Here is a 24,631-nt window from a genome sequence, read left to right as displayed (position 1 = left end):
CAAAGAGGGTCAGATGTTTCGGCAGTACTGATTAAATATCGATATTGGCTGCTTTCAGCGCATTCTCTTCGATAAAGGCTCTGCGTGGTTCAACCGCGTCGCCCATCAGGGTGGTGAACAGCTGATCGGCGGCAATCGCATCTTTAATGGTAACCCGCAGCATACGACGGCTATCCGGATCCATTGTGGTTTCCCACAACTGCTCAGGGTTCATCTCGCCTAATCCTTTGTAGCGCTGGACCGACAGGCCTCGACGGGATTCTTTCACCAGCCATTCCACCGCCTGTTCAAAACTGGCCACCGGCTGACGGCGTTCACCGCGTTCGATAAACGCATCATCTTCTATCAGGTCACGTAATTTCTCACCCAATGCGTTGATTTTCTGGTACTCAGGCCCCTCAATAAATTCATAATCCAGTGGGTAGTCTGTATCCACCCCATGAGTTCTGACCCGTAAGACCGGCTCAAAACGCTGATGCTCACGATTTTCCCGCACGTAACCGGAATAGCTGCTGCCATGCGCTTCGCGTTCGTTTAAATCACTCACCAGTCCATCCAGCCACTGCTGAACGGTTGCCTGGTCGGTGAGATCGCTCAGGGTCGGACGATACACCAGTCTTTTCAGCATCGCTGCAGGATAACGGCGGGTCATCCGCTTAATCATCTTTTCGGTGTAATTGAACATCGCTACCAACTCTTCAAGCGAAGCACCACTTAATGCCGGTGCACTGGAATTGGTATGCAGGGTCGCACCATCCAGCGCAATCGCTATCTGGTATTGATCCATCGCATCATCATCTTTGATGTACTGTTCCTGTTTGCCTTTCTTCACTTTGTACAATGGCGGCTGAGCAATAAACACATGACCACGCTCAATAATCTCCGGCATCTGACGGTAGAAGAAGGTCAATAACAGGGTACGGATGTGTGAACCATCGACGTCCGCATCCGTCATGATAATGATGCTGTGGTAACGCAATTTGTCCGGATTGTACTCATCGCGGCCAATACCGCAACCCAGTGCGGTGATCAGAGTGGCGACTTCCTGAGAAGAGAGCATTTTGTCGAAACGCGCTTTTTCGACATTCAGAATTTTACCTTTTAGCGGCAGAATCGCCTGGTTTTTACGGTTACGCCCCTGCTTGGCAGAGCCGCCAGCAGAGTCCCCTTCCACCAGGTAAACTTCAGAGAATGCAGGATCACGCTCCTGGCAGTCCGCCAGTTTGCCCGGCAAACCAGCCAGATCCAGAGCACCTTTACGGCGGGTCATTTCACGAGCACGTCGGGCTGCTTCACGGGCACGGGCCGCATCGATAATTTTTCCGACCACAATTTTCGCATCAGACGGATTTTCCAGCAGGTATTCTGCCAGTAATTCATTCATCTGCGACTCAACCGCAGATTTTACCTCCGAAGAGACCAGTTTATCTTTGGTCTGAGAGGAGAATTTTGGATCCGGTACCTTCACCGACACGACGGCAATCAGTCCTTCACGGGCATCATCACCGGTCGCACTGACTTTAGCTTTTTTGCTGTAACCCTCTTTATCCATATAGGCATTCAGCGTACGGGTCATTGAAGCACGAAAACCGGCCAGGTGTGTTCCACCATCACGCTGAGGGATGTTGTTAGTAAAGCAGTAAATATTTTCCTGGAAACCATCGTTCCATTGCAGAGCAACCTCCACACCAATACCGTCTTTTTCGGTACTGAAGTAGAACACGTTCGGGTGAATTGGCGTTTTATTTTTGTTCAGATATTCAACGAACGCTTTAATTCCGCCTTCATAATGATAATGGTCGCTCTTGTCGGAACGTTTGTCGATCAACCGGATAGAGACTCCGGAATTCAGGAACGACAGTTCGCGCAGCCGTTTCGCCAGGATGTCATATTCAAAATCGGTGACATTGGTAAACGTCTGATGACTGGCCCAGAAACGAACCGATGTTCCCGTGGAGTCAGTTTCGCCCACCACATTCAGCGGCGCACTTGGCACACCGTGCAGATAGGTTTGCTGATGGACTTTTCCATCACGACGAATCGTCAGTTCCAGTTTTTCGGATAAGGCATTCACCACCGAAACACCAACACCGTGCAGGCCGCCTGACACTTTGTACGAGTTATCATCAAACTTACCGCCGGCATGCAGTACCGTCATGATAACTTCTGCCGCAGAAACACCTTCCTCAGGGTGAATACCGGTAGGAATTCCACGGCCATCATCCTGAACAGACACAGAGTTATCTGCGTGAATAGTAACAATAATTTCCTTGCAGTGGCCCGCAAGTGCTTCGTCGATGGCGTTATCCACAACCTCGAATACCATGTGATGCAACCCGGTGCCGTCATCCGTGTCACCGATGTACATACCGGGGCGTTTACGTACCGCATCAAGTCCTTTCAGAACTTTGATACTGGAGGAGTCATAAGAATTCGACATCAACGTTTCTCGCTCATTTTAATCTTCAGGTTGAACTGCTATTTTACCTTTTTCTACGCTGAACATCTTGCCCTTTTCATCATTCATGTCGATAACGTGATCAACACTTATGGCGCTGACAAAAACCTGTGCCCGGGTCGCTTTCAGGCGGTTGGCCAGGATATGACGACGTTCATCATCCAGCTCAGAGGCAAAATCATCGATCAGGTAAATACAACGTCGTCCGCTTTGACGTGTCAGGTACTCTCCCTGCGCCAGGCGCAGGGCACACATTAATAACTTAAGCTGCCCGCGGGACAGCAAATCTTCTACCGGGGTGCCGACAGCCCGTATGCGAAAATCAGATTTATGCGGGCCGCTGGCAGTATAGGTCAGTGCTCTGTCTCGCTCAAAATTACGCTCCAGTAACTCCGCATAATCGCTCTCTTTGTCCCAGCCCCTCAGAAAAGAGAAACTCAGGTCATATTCCGGCAAAAATTGCTGGCAGGTCGCTTTAATTTCACGGGTGATTTCATCACTGTAAGCCTGTCGCCACTCGCTGATCTGTTGCGCCAGTGGAGCCAGTTCCTGATCCCAGGGTCGCAATTGCCGATAGCTGGTGACCTGGCGCAAGGCCGCATTTCGCTGTTTCATCAGCCGGCGTAAATCACTCCAGGCACTGAAAAATCCGGGATAATTATGAAAGCAGCCCCAATCGATGTAAGCACGGCGAAATTTCGGCCCTCCGGTCAGCAACGTAAAACCTTCCGGGGTTATCAGCTGCATAGGCAATAGCTGGGCCAGTTCAGCCACTTTATGACCGTCAGTGCCATCGACACGGACTTTGCTGTCACCGGCACGGTCCTTACTTAAACCAATACTGTGCTGCTGGTGAACATCTTCGATACGACCATGTAATACAAATGATGACTGTTCGTGGCGGATCACGCGGCCAGTCTGAATACTGCGAAATGCCCGGCCATGCCCCAGCGTATAGACTGCCTCCAGCACACTGGTTTTACCACTCCCGTTAGGACCAATCAGAAAGTTCACGCCCTCTGACAGGGCTAAATCAGCCTGAGCAATATTACGAAAATCTTTAATAATCAGGCGTGTCAGGGCCATAGGTCAGTCCGGAGGAGAGGCAAACTCATTCAGGGGAGCAGTCTGCCTGCAGCTCATGCTGCTGCAGGCAGACTGAACATCAGAATTGCGGGCTACAGTCGCATTGGCATAACAACGTAAGCTGCATGCTGGCTGGCGACATCTTCAATTTGCACACTGGAAACAGAATCTGTCAGTAATAGTCTGACATTCTCACATTTCAGGGCGTTTAGTACATCCAGCACATAGCTGACATTAAAACCAATTTCCAGATCACTCCCCTGGTAATTTACATCCAGGATCTCTTCAGCTTCTTCCTGTTCAGGGTTATTGGCGGTGATACGCAGTTGGTTTTCGGTAATAAATAGCCGGACGCCTCTGAATTTTTCGTTAGACAGAATAGCTGCACGAGCAAATGCCTGGCGTAGCAGATCACAACCTGCTTCCAGAGTTTTATCCGGATTTTTAGGCAATACGCGGCGATAGTCCGGGAAGCGCCCATCCACCAGTTTAGAGGTGAAGATAAAATCGCCCACATGTGCCCGGATATTGCTACTGCCAATCTGAACCTGTAACGGGTTATCACCACCATCCAGCAACCTGACCAATTCTACCACGCCTTTGCGAGGTACAATCACTGAGTGGTCTGGCAATGACTGACCAATCGGCATTGAGCAGACCGCCAGCCGATGACCATCTGTAGAAACAGTACGCAGCTCTTCACCTGCTGTTTCAAACAACATGCCATTGAGGTAATAACGGACGTCCTGATGGGCCATCGAAAACTGTGTTGCTTCAATCAGTCGCTTTAGAGTCGCCTGTGGCAGGGTAAATTCAACCTCACTCTGCCAGTCATCCAGATTTGGAAAATCACCTGCCGGTAACGTCGATAGCGAGAAACGGCTACGACCAGAGCGTACCAACATTCTGTCATTTTCCAGAATGACATGAATTTCAGCACCCTCAGGAAGTCCCCGGCAGATATCCAGGAATTTACGCGCAGGTACGGTGGTCTCCCCGGCTTCATGCGGCTGGCTGAGAGTAACACGGGCAACCATTTCCATTTCAAGATCGGTACCCGTCAAAGACAGGGCACCCTCGCTAACCTGCAACAGCAGATTGCCAAGAATAGGTAATGTCGGACGTCCCCCCAGGGGGCCGCTCACTTGTTGTAATGGTTTGAGCAACTGCTCTCTTTCTACAATAAATTTCATAGCGTCAGGAAGATAATGTTCTGATTAAATTGGAGAAATCTTCTTTTATATCGTGACTTTCTTCACGCAACTGCTCAATCTTACGGCAGGCATGTAACACCGTAGTGTGGTCACGCCCACCGAAAGCATCGCCGATCTCCGGCAAACTGTGGTTGGTCAACTCTTTGGCCATCGCCATGGCCATCTGCCTCGGTCGTGCAACCGAACGCGAACGGCGTTTTGACAGCAAATCGGCAACTTTAATTTTATAGTATTCTGCGACCGTTTTCTGAATATTATCGATGGTGACCAGCTTTTCCTGTAGAGCCAGCAAGTCACGCAGGGCTTCACGCACAAAATCAATAGTGATAGCGCGCCCGGTAAAATTGGCATTAGCAATCACACGGTTAAGAGCCCCTTCCAGCTCGCGGACATTAGAACGCAGGCGTTTGGCGATAAAGAAAGCGACCTCACCTGGCAGACGAATTTTATTCTCATCCGCTTTTTTCATCAGAATAGCAACACGGGTTTCCAGTTCAGGAGGCTCGATAGCTACGGTCAGACCCCAGCCAAATCGCGATTTTAACCGATCTTCCACTCCGTTAATCTCTTTCGGGTAGCGATCAGACGTCAGAATGATTTGCTGATTACCTTCCAGCAAGGCATTAAAAGTATGAAAAAACTCTTCCTGGGACCGCTCTTTATTGGCAAAGAACTGAATATCATCAATCAATAACGCGTCTACTGAACGATAGTAGCGTTTAAACTCTTCTATCGCATTGTTTTGCAATGCTTTCACCATGTCCTGGACAAAACGTTCGGAGTGCATATAGACAATCCGTGCATTAGGTTTTCTGGCGATAATGCCATTACCAACCGCATGTAACAGATGCGTTTTGCCTAACCCCGTTCCGCCATACAGAAATAACGGGTTATAGGCGCCGCCGGGATTATCGGCAACCTGACGGGCCGCTGCACGGGCAAGCTGATTCGACTTACCTTCGACAAAATTATCAAAATTATGCCGGCTGTTAACATTCGACCGGTAGGCCACATCAACCGGCGCAGGGGTATTATCCCAGCTTGGACGCACTTCATTGCTGCTGGTCGTTGGCCGGGCCGGGGGGACAGGTTGTGAGATATTCGGCATGGTCACCGCACTTGCTGCTGGTACCGTTGCCGGGGCCGCCGCCGCAGGCCGCGCGCCAACTTCAAACCTGAGTTGCGGGATATCCACACCGCAAAATTCATTCAGCAGTCCATTGATACTATTGATGTATTTATCGCGCACCCAGTCGAGTACAAAGCGATTTGGTGCGTACAGAGCCAGGGTGTTGTCGTTTAATTCAGCCTGTAACGGGCGGATCCACATACTGAATTCAGTGGCAGGCAATTCATCCTGCAAACGGGTAAGGCACTGTTGCCAAAGCGTTAGTGACACGGCGGACTCCACTGGTACAAAAATAAGACAAGAAACGGTGCTAATCTTTTGAAAACACTAATTATTGATACAGACGTAGAAATCGCCTGCTGCAACGATCTGTAAATCATCACCGCCGGATAACCTGGAAGGATCATCAGCGGAACGACGGATCATAGCGCAAAGCGGGCAAGAGATCCTCCTTTTCTACACGGATTTTACCCATTTTATCCACAGGATTTTATAATGACAGCGGCGAGGTCACGCTCTGTAATCTTCGGCCCGAAAATCTTTATGTTGATCTCACCGGACAGCTCATTCCCCCCAGCCCTGAAGTTTTTTAAGCTGCGATCGCCAGATGATCCTTAACGATCCTTGCTCTTTATAAGGAAGCCCGTATAATTCTCACGCTGTTTGTCGGCCAGATTTCCGGAATCCGGTGATCATGACTGAAGTAAACAGCCTTAATCAGGCATAAAGGTGTCATTATTAGCCAAAGTAAATTGACTCAGGACTGTACAGTTATTACAATCCCGCCTCTTTAAATAAAATACACTGAGGCGTCGGTCGGTTTACTGACTCAGCTACGCGTCACCAAGTGAACATTCTCAAGTTTAGGTAGAAATCGCCATGAAACGCACTTTTCAACCGTCTGTACTGAAGCGCAACCGTTCTCACGGCTTCCGTGCTCGTATGGCTACTAAAAATGGTCGTCAGGTTCTGGCACGTCGTCGTGCTAAAGGCCGTGCTCGTCTGACCGTTTCTAAGTAATAAAGCGAACCCTGGTGGGTAAGCTCGCATTTCCCAGGGAGTTACGTTTGTTAACTCCCAATCATTTCACTTTCGTTTTCCAGCAGCCACAACGAGCTGGCACGCCGCAATTAACTATTCTCGGCCGCCAGAATTCGCTGGGGCATCCCCGCATCGGTCTTACCGTCGCTAAGAAACACGTCAAACGCGCTCATGAACGTAACCGGATCAAACGTCTGACCCGGGAAAGTTTTCGACTGCGCCAGCACGAGCTTCCGGCGATGGATTTTGTCATCGTTGCTAAAAAAGGGATTGCGGAACTGGATAACCCTGCATTGACGGAAGTGTTGGAGAAATTATGGCGTCGTCATTGTCGCCTGGCGCGCGGCTCCTGATTGTACTGATTCGTGTTTATCAACGGGCAATAAGTCCTCTGCTGGGGCCTCATTGCCGATTCAATCCAACCTGTTCCCAGTATGGGATCGAAGCCTTACGTCGTTTCGGGGTGATAAAAGGGTGTTGGTTGACGGTGAAACGCGTATTAAAATGCCACCCGTTAAATGCGGGCGGTGACGATCCGGTGCCGCCAAAAAAACACTGATAGCAGAGAAAATTAACGATGGATTCGCAACGCAATCTTTTTTTCATCGCTTTTCTGTTCGTGTCTTTTATGATCTGGCAAGCCTGGCAGACGGACCACAATCCACAGCCACAGCAAACCCAGACAACTCAGAATACGAACAGCACCGCAGGTGATGCCGCAAACCAGGGCGTTCCGGCCAGTGGTCAGGGCAAAACGATTACTGTTAAAACAGACGTATTGTCTGTTGAAATTAACACCCGTGGTGGCGATGTAGAACAGGCACAGTTACTCACTTACCCTGATAAACTGGGTTCTTCCCGTCCTTTCCAGTTGCTGGAAACCTCTCCTGATTTTCTGTATCAGGCACAAAGTGGTTTAACCGGCCGTAATGGACCAGACAACCCGGCGAATGGTGCGCGTCCTCTGTATACCACCACCCAGGACAGCTATCAGCTGGCAGATGGCCAGACTGAACTGCGTGTACCTCTCACCTGGACCGGTGAGAACGGTGTGGTATATACCAAAACGTTTGTTTTCAAGCGTGGCGGCTACGCTGTTGACGTCGACTATCATGTGGATAACAAATCAGCCCAGCCGCTGGAAGTTTCCATGTTTGGTCAGTTGAAACAAACCATCACGTTGCCAAAATCCCGTGATACCGGTAGCAATAACTTCGCACTGCATACTTTCCGTGGTGCAGCGTACTCCACCAGCAATGAAAAGTATGAGAAATATAAGTTTGATACCATTGCTGAAAATGAGAACCTGAACGTTAATACCGATAATGGCTGGGTTGCCATGTTGCAACAGTATTTTGCTACCGCCTGGGTTCCCCGGACTTCCGGCAGCAACACACTGTATACCAGCAACCTGGGTAACGGTCTGGCGGCAGTTGGCTATAAATCTTCTCCGGTCACTATTGCTGCCGGTGCAGAACAGAATCTGAACGCCACGCTGTGGGTCGGTCCGGAAATTCAGGACCAGATGGCCGCAGTCTCTCCGCACCTGGATCTGACCGTGGATTATGGATGGTTGTGGTTCATCTCTCAGCCATTGTTCAAACTGCTGAAGTTTATCCACAGCTTTATCGGTAACTGGGGCTTCTCCATTATCGTAATTACCTTTATTGTCCGCGGAATCATGTACCCGCTGACTCGTGCGCAATACACCTCAATGGCTAAAATGCGCATGCTGCAACCAAAAATCCAGGCCATGCGCGAACGTATGGGCGAGGATAAGCAGCGTATGAGTCAGGAGATGATGGCGCTGTACAAAGAAGAGAAAGTAAACCCACTTGGGGGCTGTCTGCCACTGGTAATCCAGATGCCAATCTTCCTGGCTCTGTATTACATGCTGATGGGCTCTGTTGAACTGCGTCATGCGCCGTTTATCCTGTGGATTCACGATTTGTCTGCGCAAGACCCGTACTACATTCTGCCAATTCTGATGGGCGTCACTATGTTCTTCATCCAGAAGATGTCGCCTACTACCGTTGCTGACCCAATGCAGCAGAAGATCATGACCTTTATGCCGGTTATCTTTACGGTCTTCTTCCTGTGGTTCCCGTCAGGTCTGGTACTGTATTATATCGTGAGTAACCTGGTCACAATTATTCAGCAACAGCTGATTTACCGTGGCCTGGAAAAACGCGGATTGCACAGTCGTAAGAAAAAAGCCTGATAACTTTTCATGCAGCAACACTGCTGCGTGATTTGTGAATATCACTCAGGATATGATAAGGCGGTCTAAGGACCGCCTTTTTTTATTGGTAAAGAGAGAACAGCTATGAGCCACAGCGATACTATCGTCGCCCAGGCAACTCCACCTGGTCGCGGCGGAGTAGGTATACTCCGGATTTCCGGTCCAAAAGCGGCAGAGGTCGCACAACAGATATTAGGTAAACTGCCGAAAGCACGTTATGCCGACTACCTGCCGTTTAAAGATGCTGATGGTACGGTGCTTGATCAGGGCATTGCGCTATGGTTCCCTGGCCCGAACTCTTTTACCGGCGAGGATGTGCTGGAACTACAGGGGCACGGTGGTCCGGTCATTCTCGACTTACTGTTAAAACGGATCGTCGCATTACCGGGTCTGCGTATTGCAAAACCTGGAGAGTTCTCCGAGCGTGCTTTTCTGAACGATAAACTGGATCTGGCTCAGGCCGAAGCCATCGCCGATCTGATAGATGCCAGTTCAGAACAAGCCGCGCGCTCTGCCGTTAACTCCTTACAGGGTGTTTTTTCAGAACGGGTTAATCATCTGGTTGAAACACTCACCCATCTGCGTATATATGTCGAAGCAGCCATTGACTTTCCGGATGAAGAGATCGATTTCCTGTCCGATGGCAAGATTGAAGCGCAGTTGCAACAGGTAATGCAGGATTTAGATAACGTACGCAGTGAAGCCCGTCAGGGCAGCCTGTTACGGGAAGGCATGAAGGTGGTGATTGCCGGTCGTCCCAATGCCGGGAAATCCAGCCTGCTCAATGCGCTGGCTGGCAGAGAAGCGGCTATTGTCACAGATATTGCCGGGACTACCCGCGATGTTCTACGCGAACATATCCATCTTGATGGAATGCCACTGCACATTATCGATACCGCAGGATTGCGTGAATCCAGTGATGAGGTAGAGAGAATTGGGATCGAACGTGCCTGGCAGGAAATAGTCCGGGCTGATCACGTACTATTTATGGTAGATGGCACCACCACCACTGCTACCGACCCTCAGCTGATCTGGCCGGATTTCGTTGCGCGCCTGCCGCCTGCCCTGCCAGTCACAGTAATTCGTAACAAAGCGGATATCACCGGGGAGACTCTCGGGGCTGAGCAGAATGGCGAACACATGCTCATCCGATTATCAGCCCGAACCGGTGCGGGGATTGACCTGCTTCGCGACCATTTAAAGCAGAGCATGGGTTTCTCGGGGAATATTGAAGGTGGTTTTATTGCCCGCCGTCGCCATCTTGAAGCCCTGGAAGCCGCAGGTTCTCACCTTGTTCAGGGACAATACCAACTGGTAGGAGCCCGGGCCGGGGAACTGCTGGCGGAAGAATTACGTCTGGCACAGCAGGCTCTGAGCGAAATCACTGGCGAGTTTACCGCCGATGATCTGCTGGGACGCATTTTTTCCAGTTTCTGTATCGGGAAGTAACGGCTAAACGTCACAGAGGAACTAGCCGACGCCCGATCTGACACTCCGCGATGATGACCGTGCTTTGCCACGGTCATCGTTTACCTGCAGAGTATCAGCGGCTACTGCCATTACCGGACACTGCCTCAGCACCTACCGACATCAGAGCACCGGCATTAAGTAATCCTCCCACTGCCTGCGCGAGGTCTGCTGGCATCGCCACTACTTTTGCATTATCACTCTTCGACAATTCGCTGAGTGTCATCACATAGTTGTTCGCCAGCTGGAAGGACATTGCCTGATGACCGCCGGTAACGTTCAGTGCCGCAGCAAGCTGCTCTGTCGCTTTTTTCTGACCACTGGCCAGTGTTTCTATAGCTTCGGCTTCACGACGCGAAGCCTCCAGTTTAGCCTCAGCATCTAAAATCATTGCCTGCTTTTTACCCTCCGCTTCGCGGATCGCCGCATTTTTATTCCCTTCGGCCCGGGTTTCTGTCGCTTTACGTTCCCGCTCAGCCGCAGCCTGTTGTTCCATAGATTTACGCATCGAGTCCGACGGAGTAATATCCTGAATATCAACCGTTCTCAGGATCAGTCCCCAGTCATTCATCTGCTCTTCCATATTGGCTCGCAGAGTAATCGCCAACTGATCACGATTCGACAGCGTATCATCCAGGTTCATCCCACCGACAGCATTACGGATGGTCGTCATCACCAGGTTTTGTACCGCAGCACTGTAACTGTCAACACCGTAAGCGGCTTTATTCGGATCCGCAATCCTGATAAAACAGATCGCGTTAACTCCGACGGTAGCATTATCTTTGGTGATCCCTTCTATCCCTTTGACTTCAAATAACTGATCTTTGGCCGACATTTTATAAGCCACAACATCAATAAACGGGATCAGAATATTCAGGCCGGGATTCAGTGTACTGTGATATTTGCCTAATCGTTCCACAATCCATTGATCGGCCTGAGGAACAATCCGCACACATTTGAAAAAACTGATTGCCAGTAAAATAATAATTAACGCTAATGCCATAAGTCCTGGTGACATGATTTCCTCCTTAAAAAAATCTGAATAATTAAACGGCTTCGACTTTCACGATATCATCGCTAATCACTGCCACAACCTTAACCCGCGTCTGTCTGGCTAACGGCTGATCACTGAGACAAGGCCACTCCTGACGCCCCTGCACCGGTTTACTCAGTAACAGAACACTGGTTTGGGGAGGCGTCAGGGCTGAAGCCAATACTCCCTGCTGGCCAATAAGAGGCTCCACTATCCAGGGTTCAGGTTTACTGCGTATCCAGCGAACCCAAATCCAGGCACAGATCAGTGATGCCACAACCCATATCAGCAGTTGGCCCGCTATCGGGAAGGACGGCACAATAAAGACCAGGATTGCCGGGACCAGAGCAGCTATCGCCATCCATAGCCCAAAAAAAGTCACGGTGAAAATCTCAATCAATGCAAAAATTGCAGCAATCGCAATCCAGAACCAAAATACTCCGGTTAATTCCATCGGGGCTCCTCTGTCCGGCCACTCAGGCCAGTTAACTTTCCTGTTGTTTTCCGGTATTGATCCACAGAAGATCCTGCGGGTTCAAAAATCACACATCATACAGAATCAATAACATATTCCGGCAGAATAAAACATCAGCAATCCATACGGAAATTAGCAATCAGAAAGGGAAAATTCTGCAGACTTTGGCGGAAAGCACCGCAGTCTGCGCAGTCTGAGAGATTCAGGTTAATTCAATGACACGATCGGCGGAGGCGATAGTTGAGGGGCGATGGGCGATAAAAATGCGGGTGATTTTCAGTTGCCGGATAGAAGCATTGACACGGGCTTCGTTATCCAGGTCCAGATGGCTGGTCGCCTCATCAAGAAATAACAGCGAAGGCCGACGATATAATGCACGGGCAATCAGTAAACGCTGTTTTTGTCCACCGGACAGACTACCACCCAGTTCAGATACCAGAGTTTCATACCCCATTGGCATCTGCATGATTTCCTCATGAATGTGGCTGTTTTTAGCACAGGCAATCACCCATTGGATATCTTTGTCTGCACTAAAACTGGCAATATTTTCTGCAATTGAACCAGCGAACAATTTATCTTCCTGCAGAACACAGGCAATCACATCCCGGTAGTTATTAATTCCCACGCCGTTGATATCAATGCCATTACACCGGATTATCCCATGTTCCGCTGACAACAGACCACTCATCACCTTCATCAGTGTGGTTTTTCCGGCTCCGGATGGCCCCGTAATGGCCACACTTTCTCCCGCCGCAACTGAGAAACTGACATCTGCCAGCACCGGGCGGCTGAGTTTGTCATACTGATAACTCAGACCCTGCACTTCCAGGTCTGCGGCCTCATCAGGCTGACAAAGGCGCCTGGCCGGCTGAAAATCTTCAGCCTCATGCAGTACAATATCAGCAATCCTGTCATTGTGCAGTGCCAGCATCCGTAGCTGCAATAACATATCGATCAGCGAAGATGCCCGCTCAGAGAACTGGCCGCGGTAGGCATTAAAAGCGACAAACATACCAACGGTCATCTGGCCATCAATGACCATTGAAGCGCCAAGCCACAAAATAGCCACCTGGTCCAGCGTGGCAATCAGTGAACTCACCCCGCCAAATAACATATCCAGACGGTTCATCCTGATACCGGCATTCGTCGTATCAATATTCAGATTCAGCCAGTATTGAGACCGGGTACCTGACAGGCCTAATACTTTGAGGGTGCTAATTCCGTACAGCGTCTCCATGAAATGAGAGCTGGATCGGGCACCTTTAACTATATGTTCTTCCTGCGCCTGGCGATAACGCTGATAGGTCGCGAGTCGCAGAACCATATATAACAATGTGAACCCCAGAACAACAAATGTCAGCCAGCCCCCATACAGGAACATCATAATCATCACACTGACAGAAACAATCACATCAATGATGCCATTCACCAGGCTACTGGTCAGAGTATTGCGGATAGTATCCAGCGATGCGAAACGCGACTGTATATCACCAGCTTTCCGTTTTTCAAAATAGATCAGAGGAAGGCGTAGCAGATGATCCATCAGTCCGGTTTTCCATTGGATATCAATCAGTGACTGCGTGACCAGAGAACTCCAGGCACGCAACATGCTGATAAAGGTACGGAACAGGATGAAGGTTAATAACCCAAGGCATATCAGGCTGAGCAAATCATGGTCCCGCGCAATCAGCACGTGGTCCATCACCAGTTGCGTCCCGATGGGGATCAGAATGTTGACGGCTTCAATCACCAGCGAAAGACAAAAGATTTTCGCCAGAAATCCGGTGAGTCCGGAAATGTTTTTCATCATCGACCAGAGGCTCACCCCGGACCTGGCTTTCATGGGAGTAAACTCATTCCCCGGCCAGATTTCCAGCGCGACCCCGGTAAAATGTTCTGACATTTCCCGCATTCCCACGACTCTGCGGCCTAGTGCAGGGTCATGAATAATAAAACGTGATCGCCTGACCGCCACCAATACCACAAAATGATTCATATCCCAGTGCAGAAGGGCTGGTCTTTTCAGCTGACATAATTCATCCAGATCCAGCGACAATGGACGGGTATTCATCGCCAGTTGCCCAGCAATATGGATCAGGGTATTGAGTGTAGCTCCGTGAGAGGATATGCCAAAGCGACGCCGCAAATTCAGAAGATCAATATCCATTCCAAAATACCGGCAGACCATGACCAGGCAAGCCAGTCCGCATTCTGCGGCCTCGGTCTGTAATATGGCAGGAACTTTGCGCCACAGGCTAAAACTAATCCTCCGGTTGATATTTTGCAAAAATTCATTAGTCATCGACTGGTCCTTTCAGGCTGCGCCGGATATCGTAGTAAGGAGACAGTATCCATTGATACAACGGGCGTTTTTCGAGAAATAACGTGGTTTTAGCCTTCATTCCATTAGACCAGCTCAGCGCCTTATCAGGATGAGTTAAGCTTTCGCGGTCCAATGCCACCAGCGTTTTATAATATGCCTGACCGGGCGCTGCGGGGTTTGCCGGGGCAATACTGCTGTACATCGATAACTCTTTTATGCTGGCTGGAATTTGCGATACCGACTGAATATGTCCGGGGAACTGCCCAAATTTTTCATACGGATAAGCCTCATAGCGCAGGTTCACCTTATCCCCTGAGGAAACGTAAGGAACACTGCTGTCAGGCAACCATAGCACCAACTGAAAATCGGGTTTTCCTCCTGGCATAAGCTGAGCCAGGCTGTCTCCCGGACTGACCATTTGTCCCTCGGTATACACCATATTTTCAACACTTCCGTCTTCAGGCGCGGTAATAATCAATGTTCCGCTGGCGTTAACTTCAGCCAGTTGGCGTTGTAGTTCGCTGCGTTTAACTGCATATTCCGCATACTGATTATCGAAATCCGCCGATTTAGTCGCAATTTCGGTTTCGATATTAATGATTTGCAGACTTTCCTGAATCAGCTGAGTGTTCAGACTCTGCCATGACGACTGCTGTTGATAGAACAAATAGCGCTGATTGTTAAACTGCTCTTTATTGATCAGTCCTCGTCGCAGGTAATCATCGTAATTTCCCATACTATTTTGCATATCCTTCAGTCCACGACTGGCACTGCTGACTAATTTCTGAGATTGTGCATAGGCTTCACGGTACCGGGTTAATTGCTGACGAAGGCTGTTGAGCGAGGTTTGCTTGTTTTGCGCGATTTTTTCCATAATCTGACTGGTCAGGAAAAGCTGCTGATTAATTGCTTCCGCCCCACGCTGGCTCACTTTACCGTTACTGGTGGTGCGGCTGACATCAATTTCATAAATAGGATCATCTTTTTTTACCCGTTGACCAGCCTGTAAAAAAGCACGGGTAATCAATCCTTGTTGTGGTGAAAACAGAGTAATTGCTTGCTGACGTGAGATAATTTCACCATCAACTTCAATTCTGCGGGTATATTGACCAAAAATGATGCCTGTGAGGATAAGAATAAAAAACAGTGCAGAGAATACACCTACCAACCATGAAGGATACCCTGAAACCAGTAATGCCTTCCCCAGCCACTTTATTTTTTGATTTTCTAATACTTCCTTTCTGAAAATTGAACGTCCTTCCATGTTTTTCAGCCATCACATTTAAATATTAACCGGTTGTAATGATAAATATCATTATTAAAACAATCCATATATAAAAAAGGGTGCTGAGAAAGACAGCACCCTTGTGATTAAGGCTAATTATGCTTTATCGAAGAAGAATTTGTACGAAGCGGTGATAGCCCCATAAACGGATTCAACCACCAGTCCGATACTGGTACCCAGTGCAGTAGCATTTGCTACGGCATTTTTCATTCCGAAGAAATTCAACGCTGTTCCCAACGTTCCGCCAACAGTTCCCAGCGAATCTGCAATTTTCCCAGCACCAGATACGGTTTGTACTTCAGTTTGTGTTAATACTTTCATCAATAGTTCCTTTTATGAAAAATCCCTGGATATAACAAAGAAAAACTCATCATGGAATATTATTTATCCATAAGAGCTGTCGGATACAAATATACATTGCAACTTTCTGTTTTCAATACTCTGACATGCAAAAACCCGGAGTAAATAAGCAAACACAGCGCTTCAAAGATTCCAAAAAATCCAGAAGCAAATCTAATAATCACAAAAAAAACAGCATAATCAACAGATAACAAATATTCTCAAAAACAGTTATTCGCTCCGGAGTTTCCTTTAAAATACAAATTCTTCTGAAATTATCAGAATAATTCAATGAGGAATATTTACAGTAAAAATAGTTTAAGTCTGTAAGTACGAGGAAAGTTTGTGATTAAGCAGACCGAACAGTTCATGCTCTGCCTGCTCATTTCATTATCCTATTGCACCCAGAGCATCATCTTCACCCTGATGGCGTGGAAGTAAAAATAGGGTGGCAATAATATCCAGTAAATAGATAGAGGCGAGTAGCGTGATTGCCGCGGTAAACGACCATTCAGTCGCCAGCATACCGATCACTAACGGACCAAATCCTCCCACTCCCCGGCCGAGGTTAAATAACACATTCTGTGCCGTAGCCCGGGAAGCCACCGGGAAGGTATCGGAAATCAGTGCACCATAACCTCCAATCATCCCGTTCACAAACATCCCCATTACCGCTCCGGCTAACAACATCATTACAGGGTCAGTTAACTGCGCATAGACAATCACCATCACAACCGCCCCCAGTTGATAAAGAATAAAAATTTTCCAACGGGCAAAACGGTCAGCGAGCACACCAAACAACCCAATACCCACCGTCATTCCAATCACCGTTACTGCGGTCCATATTCCGGATTTTGTCAGACTGAAACCGAAGGATGAAGCAAGATAGCTGGGCATCCAGATCATCAGGCCGTAGTAACCGAAATTTTGCACCGAACATAAAATAAAGATCCCTAAACTGGCTTTAGTCGTCGTACTGTCTTTACATAATAGTTTCAGGCGTGAGGCAAAAGAGAGCTGCTGTTCAGTTTTCGGCTGGCGGATAAAAGACTCAGGTTCACTGAGACCATGCCGGATAGCAAAGGAAATTAATGCAGGTATCAGACCTACCAGGAACATACCTCGCCAACCGATAATATTGAGTAACAACGGGGTAATAAATGCGGCCAGCAGTACACCGGCCTGCCAGCCAATACCAACCCAGGCAGAAGCACGATTACGCTTACTGGCTGGCCAGACCTCAGCAATTAACGCCATACCGATGCCAAATTCTCCCCCCAGCCCGACACCGGCCAGAGTCCGGTAAACCAGCAGGTCTGTATATCCCTGAGCAATGGCACACAATCCGGTAAACACTGAAAACATTAAAATGGTCAGTGTCAGCACCCTGACCCGGCCATACCGGTCGCTCAGATGCCCGAAAATAATACCGCCGATCACTGCACCAATCAGCGTCCAGGTTACCAGCGAGCCTGCCTGCGAGTGGTCAAGTGATAATGAAATACTAATGGCCGGCAGCATAAAGCCGAGTATGAGTAAATCGAAACCATCCATAGCATAGCCACTCACCGCCGCCAGCATCGCTTTTGCCGGGGTGACTGTTCTTTTGTTTTGCACGTGCCTGCTCCTTGATTTGTCGGAAGACTACCCTCTGACAAAGTATAAAAAGAGCGGCGCTAACAATCCACGGTTATCCGGGCAGGCAGGAGGAACGTCAGTCTGCCACCCAAATCAACGGCAGACTGAGAGTGAGAGGTTATTCCGGGGTTACGTCTCCGGCAGGTTCGTCACCGGCCAGCAGCTTGTCCAGCTGATCTCCGCCCAGGTGACGGAAGTCCTGACCTTTGACAAAGTAAAAAATGATCTCGCAAATATTCTGGCAACGGTCGCCGATCCTTTCGATCGCGCGGGCACAGAACAACGCTGTCAGCACGCTCGGAATAGTACGTGGATCTTCCATCATATAGGTCATTAACTGACGGACAATCCCTTCATACTCTTTATCCACTTTCTTATCTTCACGATAGATCTGTACTGCCGCCTCCAGATCCATTCGGGTAAAAGCATCCAGCACATCATGCAGCATCTGCACCGCATGACGCCCCAGGGACTCAAGGCTGACCAGGAGTGGCTGATGTTTCTGACCGAACTTTTCCAGGGCTGTACGGCTGATTTTTTCTGCCACATCCCCGATACGCTCAAGCTCAGAAATGGTTTTTATGATGGCCATCACCATCCGGAGATCACTGGCCGTCGGCTGGCGTTTCGCAATAATACGGACGCAATCTTCATCAATATCCACTTCCATCATATTGACTTTCTGATCATCGTCTATAACCCGTTGAGCCAGGTCTGAGTCCATATTCTGCATAGCATTGATGGCATCGGTGAGCTGTTGTTCTACCAGCCCCCCCATAATCATGACCTGAGTACGGATATGCTCCAGCTCAGCATTAAACTGACCGGAGATATGTTTATTTAAATTAAGACTGTCCATCATGTTCTCCAGTATCGCGACCGCACTGGCAGCGAAAAGGGGGTGGCAAAATTTAGCACCGCAGGATGCAGGCTAAACATCAGCCATAACGACCGGTAATATAATCTTCGGTTTGTTTGCGTGCAGGTTTCGTAAACAAGGTGTCGGTGTCACTGAACTCAATCAGTTCGCCCAGATACATAAACGCGGTATGATCAGAACAACGTGCCGCCTGTTGCATGTTATGAGTCACAATCACCACGGTGTAATCCTGTTTCAGCTCGCTGATCAGTTCTTCAATCCGTCCGGTAGAAATGGGATCCAGTGCGGAACAAGGTTCGTCCAGCAGCAGTACCTCCGGGCGGATAGCAATGCCACGGGCAATACACAGACGCTGTTGTTGGCCGCCAGATAAGCTGTAACCACTCTGATTGAGTTTATCTTTGGTCTCGGTCCACAGAGCAGCTTTGGTCAGTGCCCACTGAACACGTTCATCCATTTCAGCCCGCGAGAGTTTTTCAAATAAGCGAACACCAAAGGCAATATTATCGTAAATCGACATCGGGAATGGCGTTGGCTTTTGAAACACCATGCCAACCCTCGCACGCAGCAATGCAATATCCTGGATATCGAGAATATTATCGCCATCCAGCAGGATTTGGCCTTCTGCACGCTGTTCAGGATAGAGCTGGAACATCTTGTTAAACGTACGCAGCAGAGTCGATTTACCGCAGCCTGAGGGACCGATAAAGGCTGTCACCTGATTACGGGCAATATCGAGATTAATGTTTTTCAGCGCGTGGAATTTGTTGTAGTAAAAATTCAGATCACGGACCTGGATTTTAGCCGGTGCTGCATTAAGATTTGCCATACTCATTGTTCGTCTCTCTTATTCCAGCGTCGCCAATAGCCACGCCGCAAAAATTAGTTTTTACGCTTAGTAAAAATGACCCGTGCCAGGATATTCAGCAATAATACGCAGAGGGTAATAATCAGCACCCCTGCCCAGGCCAGGCTCTGCCATTGAGAAAACGGACTCATGGCAAACTTATAAATAGTCACCGGCAGGTTAGCCAACGGCTGCATCATGTCGGTACTCCAGAACTGATTCGATAACGCCGTAAACAGTAAGGGTGCCGTTTCACCGGCAATGCGGGCAATCGCCAGAAGCACCCCGGTAATGATGCCGGACACTGAAGCCTTCAGCGTAATCACCAGAATCATCTTCCACTTGGGGGTACCTAATGCATAGGCCGCTTCGCGCATCGTATCCGGCACCAGTTTCAGCATGTTTTCGGTTGTACGGATAACAATCGGAATTTGCAACAGAGCCAATGCCAGTGCCCCTGCCCACCCGGAAAAGTGATGCATAAAAGCGACCACCAGGGTGTAGACAAACAGGCCTATGACAATCGATGGCGCTGATAGCAGAATGTCGTTAATAAAACGAATCACTTCCGCCAGCAGAGACTTGCGACCATATTCTGCCAGATAAATACCCGCCATAATTCCCAGCGGAGTTCCCACCAGTGTTGACCAGATAATCAGTAAGCCGCTTCCCGCCAGGGCATTGGCCAGTCCGCCGCCGTCCATATTCGGCGGAGGTGTCATCTGGGTAAACAGGTCTATGTTTAAACCACCAATCCCCCGGGAGACGGTAGTCCAAAGGATCCACACCAGCCAGAACAGGCCAAAGGCCATCGTCAGCAGTGATAAAAAGATGGCTATCTTATTTTTAATACCACGTCTGGCCTGCATTTTTCGCCGTGAAGCCTGCAGCTCAGCACTACTTTTATGGTCCATCTGAGTCATTAGCGGGCTCCCTCATTTTTGGCTAAGCGCAAAATCATCAGCTTGGAAATGGCTAATACCACAAAAGTGATAAAGAACAGGATTAGGCCAAGCTCCATCAATGCTGCAATATGTAATCCGGATTCCGCTTCAGCAAATTCGTTAGCCAGTGCTGAGGTAATACTGTTTCCCGGCATATACAAAGACGGGCTGTCGAGCTGGTAGGTATTCCCGATGATAAAGGTCACGGCCATGGTTTCACCCAGGGCACGCCCCAGCCCTAACATCACACCACCTATCACGCCATTACGGGTAAACGGTAGTACGATATTCCAGATAACCTCCCAAGTGGTGCATCCCAGACCATAGGCTGATTCTTTCATCATCACCGGGGTTTGTTCAAAAACATCACGCATTACCGAAGCAATATAGGGAATGATCATGATGGCCAGAATAAGTCCGGCCGCCAGAATCCCGATACCAAATGCCGGGCCGGAAAACAGCTGGCCAATAATCGGTACATTAGAAAGCAGATCGCCTACCGGGGTCTGGAAATATTCAGCAAATAAGGGGGCGAAAACAAATAATCCCCACATACCGTAAACAATACTGGGGATAGCCGCCAGCAACTCAATGGCGGTGCCTAACGGGCGCCGCAGCCAACCGGGAGAAAGTTCAGTCAGAAATAACGCGATACCGAAGCTGACAGGCACCGCAATGAGCAAAGCGATAATCGACGTCACAACAGTCCCGTAAATCGGTACCAAAGCCCCGAACTGCTCATTTGGCGCATCCCAGGTTTTATTCCACAGGAACGAGAAACCGAATTTTTGAATACTTGGCCAGGAAGAAATAATCAGGGAAACAATAATTCCGCCCAGCAGCAACAACACTACCAGCGCAGAGATTTTCACCAATGCGCTGAAAATGATATCGCCCTGTTTTCCCGGGGCTTTGAATGTCGGCTTTATTTCCGCCATAAGAGTCTCTGTCTTCACGATTAACGGGGCGGCATCAGCCGCCCGGGGGATACGCAGATTTTACGGAGTATATGCTTATTGATACAGGGCTTTGCCGTTACTGTCTGTGATATTCGCTTTCCATGCTGAACGAATCTGAGTTACGACAGACTCTGGCAGCGCAGCGTAATCCAGGCTTTCGGCTGTTTTGCCGCCGTTTTTATAGGCCCAGTCAAAGAATTTCAGCACTGCAGCACCTTTGGCGGCATCAGCCTGTTTTTTGTAGACCAGGATAAAGGTGGTTGAAGAAATTGGCCAGGCATCATCACCTTTCTGATAAGTCAGGTCCTGAGCAAAGCTCTGCTGCCAGTCGGCACCTTTGGCAGAGTTACTGAAGCTCTTCTCTGAAGGCAGAATCGATTTACCATCAGCATCCACCAGTTTGGTGTAGGTCAGGTTGTTCTGCTTAGCATAGGCATATTCAACATAACCGATTGAACCAGGCAGACGTTGTACGAATGCTGCAACGCCGTCATTTCCTTTACCGCCCAGACCGGTAGGCCAGTTAACGGTGTTGCCTTTACCAATTTTGCTTTTCCACTCGTCATTCACTTTTGACAGGTAGCTGGTAAACACAAAAGATGTTCCTGAACCATCCGCACGACGCACCACATTAATGTTAGTGGAAGGTAGTTTGATACCAGGGTTGAGTTTTTCGATAGCCGGGTCATTCCATTTTTTGATATTACCCAGATAGATATCACCAACAGTCTTCCCGTCCAGGGTCAGTTCACCGGATTTCACCCCTGGCAGGTTAATCGCCAGAACCACACCACCAATCACGGTTGGAAACTGGAACAGACCGTTCTTCTCCAGGTCTGCATCGCTCAGAGGTGCATCAGAAGCACCAAAATCAACGGTTTTAGCAATGATCTGTTTCACACCACCGGAAGAACCGATACCCTGGTAGTTCACCTGGCTACCGTCGGCTTTTTGGTAATCTGCGGCCCAACGGGCATAAACCGGGGCCGGGAATGTACCGCCAGCTCCGGTCAGATTTGTTGCTGCAAAAGCAGAAACAGTACCTACAGCCATTGTTGCTGCCAGTATGCGGGCTACCGTATTACGCATCAGTGTCATATTCCCTCCGGGGGAGTTAATCTCAGGCTCAGTGCCATTTTTAAATGAGTTCGTCTTGCTGCACGAGGCAAAATAGGACAGTTTGGTGACAGTAATATGTACGATATATGACAGTTTTATGACAAACCAAAAGCTCTCGTCAAACTACCGAATAACGGGCTCTGAACAGCTCTCTTCATTAAAAGGAAGCTTTACAGGCGGGAAACACCGATAGCACTTTTTGCAACTATACTAATAGTAACGGTTGTTACTATGTGCTTAACGCAGCGATAACGAATTGAACTATCAGGTATTTTAGTCGCTATTTTGTAAAGACTCCACCGAATGGTTGCAAAGGGAATTGCCAGGAGGGGCAGCCGCAAGGCTGCCTTTTTTGCTTTCAGTTCGGCAAAATTTCTTCCGCCGCCGGGGGTTCTGACAGCTTTACAGATACCGGCTCTGTCTGGTTGTTTACCGATGGTGGTGGTATTCCCTGCTCCGCAAGGAAAGCTATTAATGCCTTCGTTTGTGGGTCCGTGCCAATAGTCACAATTTTCTGCGCCATTCCCCTGCCAATACCTGGTAATTTGAGCCATTCTGACAGCGATGCGGACGAAAGTGCCTGCCAGTGCCACCATGATAACTCTTCTGCAGCACGTTCCGGTAACGGCAGCCCAAGGCTAAGCCACCAGTGTCTGACCGGTAAGCGTTTCGCCCTCTGAAATTGCTCAATAATCTGCTGAGCTGTTTCGTCACTGAAACCGGCCTCCTCTGCCAGTCCGGAAGTCGTAAACTCCAGCCAGGAAAACAGATGCGTGAAATTCCCGGTAAGCATTAACTGTTGCCAGCGAGAGCGCTGTATTCCCCGGAATCCAAAGACCTTCCGGTGGCTGAGCCATACCAGTCGTGCTAAAAATTGCTCGTGGCACTGCTTCGATACAAACATACAACTAAGTGAATCATATTTCCCGCTGCCGGGAAAAGACGGGTAAAAGCGTTCGGTCACCCGCCAGATCACCCGGCTGATGACCGGAATACCCTGTCCTGCCAGGCGGATTTCCACCTCATCTCCGCTAACAATATCCAGTTGCTTCCAGCGCGCAGGCGATCCGAGGCTGATATGCGCAACCCGTTTATCGCCCAGCAACAGAGGTTCCACATCCATGATGACAGTTATTTTCCCGGTACGCCCTGTTGCAAAACGTATCCCTGTCACCCGACTGCTTTTTTCCGGTGGTGGATACTTCCAGGCAACGGACCAACGGTTTTTACCGGGCAACCACTCTTGCGGTGCTGCAGGCAGACTATGGACCACTACCCCATCGCTGGCAAACGGAAGCGCTTCATTAAACCAGCGCTCACGCCATTCTGCGACCTGTTGTACATTGTTGACTGGCTGGCTCCAGCGGGCGGTAAGTGGAAATCCCCAGCGGTTCAGTTGTGCCAGTCTGGCGGCAATTGAAGGCGGTCCTGCCGGCCAGGCCCAGATGAAAATGCCGGGAGACTCCTCAGAACGAAGAGGCCCCTGCCTGCGCATCAGACCTGCGATTCTGGCACGATCATTACGCCCTCCCTGTACCCTCTGAATATGGTGCTGTCGTGGCATAAACAGTTCACCCTGTAACACCACTTCGCTTTCTGATGTGGCGATATGCTGGGGAATAGCCGTTACTGAAGCAGCTTTCACCAGCCAGTCTTCCCCCTGCCGTCCGTCGCCCCGACTAGTCACTGCCGCCAGCTTCCCGTAACGATACACCAACGTCACTGCCACACCGTCAATTTTGGGTTGTACCCAGAGATCTGTTTTCCCGGACATCCATCCTGCCAGTGTGGCCTGGTCCGGTATTTTTCTGACCCCGGTATGGGCGACCGGATGTATCTGGCGTCCTGAAGTCCTCCAGCGCTCCGACTCCGGGGCTGCCGGTAAGGAAAAACAGCGTTGCCACTCTGCCAGACGCCGGCGCAGTTGGTCATAGTCAGAATCACTGACCCGGGAAATTCCTTGCCGGTAATAGGCGTCATCCCAGCTCTGTAATTGTTGTGTCAACTGACGGGTTTCCTGGCGGGCCTGACCTGTACTCCAAGGCGGACACTCAGCCAGACCTGTCAGTGGATAGCTAATAAGAACAACTGCACTGAGTTTCTGCCACATCGGCCACCTCCTGATGCCCTCATAATGTTATGTCTGGTACAG

At 49.3% G+C, this 24,631-nt stretch carries 21 protein-coding genes; 5 read left to right on the top strand and 16 right to left on the bottom strand.

The annotated features are described in order from the left end of the window. Positions 1-31: 31 nt before the first annotated feature. The 4 genes from gyrB to dnaA form a co-directional block, all read right to left on the bottom strand. The gene (gyrB, locus tag HA49_RS19220) at positions 32-2,440 is read right to left on the bottom strand and encodes a DNA topoisomerase (ATP-hydrolyzing) subunit B (RefSeq protein ID WP_038016400.1); all 2,409 of its coding nucleotides are present in this window, start codon (positions 2,438-2,440) and stop codon (positions 32-34) included. Positions 2,441-2,458: 18 nt separating this feature from the next. Beyond that, on the bottom strand, positions 2,459-3,544 hold the full coding sequence (gene recF, locus HA49_RS19215) for a DNA replication/repair protein RecF (RefSeq protein ID WP_038016397.1): 1,086 nt from the start codon (positions 3,542-3,544) through the stop codon (positions 2,459-2,461). Positions 3,545-3,636: 92 nt separating this feature from the next. Next, positions 3,637-4,737 carry a DNA polymerase III subunit beta gene (gene dnaN / locus HA49_RS19210; protein ID WP_038016394.1) on the bottom strand — a complete coding sequence of 367 codons (1,101 nt, stop codon included), beginning with the start codon at positions 4,735-4,737 and terminating at the stop codon, positions 3,637-3,639. Between the two features lie 4 nt (positions 4,738-4,741). Further along, positions 4,742-6,157 carry a chromosomal replication initiator protein DnaA gene (gene dnaA / locus HA49_RS19205; RefSeq protein WP_038016393.1) on the bottom strand — a complete coding sequence of 472 codons (1,416 nt, stop codon included), beginning with the start codon at positions 6,155-6,157 and terminating at the stop codon, positions 4,742-4,744. A 609-nt stretch (positions 6,158-6,766) separates the two neighbouring features. Here dnaA and rpmH point away from each other — a divergent pair. From rpmH to mnmE, 5 genes are all read left to right on the top strand, one after another. Further along, a complete protein-coding gene (gene rpmH / locus HA49_RS19200) occupies positions 6,767-6,907 on the top strand; it encodes a 50S ribosomal protein L34 (protein ID WP_000831330.1) in 141 nt (46 codons plus the stop codon). A 14-nt stretch (positions 6,908-6,921) separates the two neighbouring features. Next, a complete protein-coding gene (rnpA, locus tag HA49_RS19195; RefSeq protein WP_038016392.1) occupies positions 6,922-7,281 on the top strand; it encodes a ribonuclease P protein component in 360 nt (119 codons plus the stop codon). After that, positions 7,245-7,487, top strand: a complete 243-nt coding sequence (gene yidD, locus HA49_RS21070; RefSeq protein ID WP_072055967.1) for a membrane protein insertion efficiency factor YidD — start codon at positions 7,245-7,247, stop codon at positions 7,485-7,487. The genes rnpA and yidD overlap by 37 nt, the downstream gene beginning before the upstream one ends. An 18-nt stretch (positions 7,488-7,505) precedes the next feature. Further along, positions 7,506-9,149 carry a membrane protein insertase YidC gene (gene yidC / locus HA49_RS19190; protein ID WP_038016391.1) on the top strand — a complete coding sequence of 548 codons (1,644 nt, stop codon included), beginning with the start codon at positions 7,506-7,508 and terminating at the stop codon, positions 9,147-9,149. Between the two features lie 105 nt (positions 9,150-9,254). Continuing rightward, positions 9,255-10,619: a tRNA uridine-5-carboxymethylaminomethyl(34) synthesis GTPase MnmE gene (gene mnmE, locus HA49_RS19185; RefSeq protein WP_038016390.1), complete on the top strand. Its 1,365-nt coding sequence runs from the start codon at positions 9,255-9,257 to the stop codon at positions 10,617-10,619. 94 nt (positions 10,620-10,713) lie between these two features. On the opposite strand, the gene HA49_RS19180 is transcribed toward mnmE, so the two are convergent. From HA49_RS19180 to ligB, 12 genes are all read right to left on the bottom strand, one after another. Continuing rightward, positions 10,714-11,655, bottom strand: coding sequence for an SPFH domain-containing protein (locus tag HA49_RS19180; RefSeq protein WP_046791917.1), 942 nt, complete (start codon positions 11,653-11,655; stop codon positions 10,714-10,716). Between the two features lie 28 nt (positions 11,656-11,683). Next, complete coding sequence (locus tag HA49_RS19175) at positions 11,684-12,124, bottom strand: NfeD family protein (RefSeq protein WP_038016387.1); 441 nt, start codon at positions 12,122-12,124, stop codon at positions 11,684-11,686. 223 nt (positions 12,125-12,347) lie between these two features. Continuing rightward, on the bottom strand, positions 12,348-14,447 hold the full coding sequence (locus tag HA49_RS19170) for a peptidase domain-containing ABC transporter (RefSeq protein WP_038016384.1): 2,100 nt from the start codon (positions 14,445-14,447) through the stop codon (positions 12,348-12,350). Further along, positions 14,440-15,732 carry an HlyD family secretion protein gene (locus HA49_RS19165; protein WP_038016378.1) on the bottom strand — a complete coding sequence of 431 codons (1,293 nt, stop codon included), beginning with the start codon at positions 15,730-15,732 and terminating at the stop codon, positions 14,440-14,442. Before HA49_RS19165 ends, HA49_RS19170 begins: the two co-directional genes overlap by 8 nt. Positions 15,733-15,849: 117 nt before the next feature. Beyond that, positions 15,850-16,074, bottom strand: coding sequence for a hypothetical protein (locus HA49_RS19160; protein WP_038016374.1), 225 nt, complete (start codon positions 16,072-16,074; stop codon positions 15,850-15,852). A 408-nt stretch (positions 16,075-16,482) separates the two neighbouring features. Then, positions 16,483-17,673: an MFS transporter gene (locus tag HA49_RS19155; protein WP_046791948.1), complete on the bottom strand. Its 1,191-nt coding sequence runs from the start codon at positions 17,671-17,673 to the stop codon at positions 16,483-16,485. Between the two features lie 175 nt (positions 17,674-17,848). Then, the gene (gene phoU, locus HA49_RS19150; protein WP_038016368.1) at positions 17,849-18,589 is read right to left on the bottom strand and encodes a phosphate signaling complex protein PhoU; all 741 of its coding nucleotides are present in this window, start codon (positions 18,587-18,589) and stop codon (positions 17,849-17,851) included. A gap of 79 nt (positions 18,590-18,668) precedes the next feature. Next, positions 18,669-19,439: a phosphate ABC transporter ATP-binding protein PstB gene (pstB, locus tag HA49_RS19145; protein ID WP_038016709.1), complete on the bottom strand. Its 771-nt coding sequence runs from the start codon at positions 19,437-19,439 to the stop codon at positions 18,669-18,671. Positions 19,440-19,492: 53 nt separating this feature from the next. Then, complete coding sequence (gene pstA, locus HA49_RS19140) at positions 19,493-20,380, bottom strand: phosphate ABC transporter permease PstA (RefSeq protein WP_038016365.1); 888 nt, start codon at positions 20,378-20,380, stop codon at positions 19,493-19,495. Further along, complete coding sequence (pstC, locus tag HA49_RS19135; RefSeq protein ID WP_038016354.1) at positions 20,380-21,339, bottom strand: phosphate ABC transporter permease PstC; 960 nt, start codon at positions 21,337-21,339, stop codon at positions 20,380-20,382. The genes pstA and pstC overlap by 1 nt, the downstream gene beginning before the upstream one ends. A 75-nt stretch (positions 21,340-21,414) precedes the next feature. Further along, entirely contained in the window at positions 21,415-22,458 is a 1,044-nt protein-coding gene (pstS, locus tag HA49_RS19130; protein ID WP_038016352.1) for a phosphate ABC transporter substrate-binding protein PstS, read from the bottom strand. Positions 22,459-22,837: 379 nt separating this feature from the next. Beyond that, positions 22,838-24,589: an NAD-dependent DNA ligase LigB gene (ligB, locus tag HA49_RS19125; protein ID WP_052752558.1), complete on the bottom strand. Its 1,752-nt coding sequence runs from the start codon at positions 24,587-24,589 to the stop codon at positions 22,838-22,840. Positions 24,590-24,631: the final 42 nt, after the last annotated feature.

It is taken from the genome of Tatumella morbirosei (genome assembly GCF_000757425.2).
GTDB classification, from domain to species: domain Bacteria; phylum Pseudomonadota; class Gammaproteobacteria; order Enterobacterales; family Enterobacteriaceae; genus Tatumella; species Tatumella morbirosei.
This window is presented reverse-complemented; position numbering and strand designations above follow the sequence as displayed.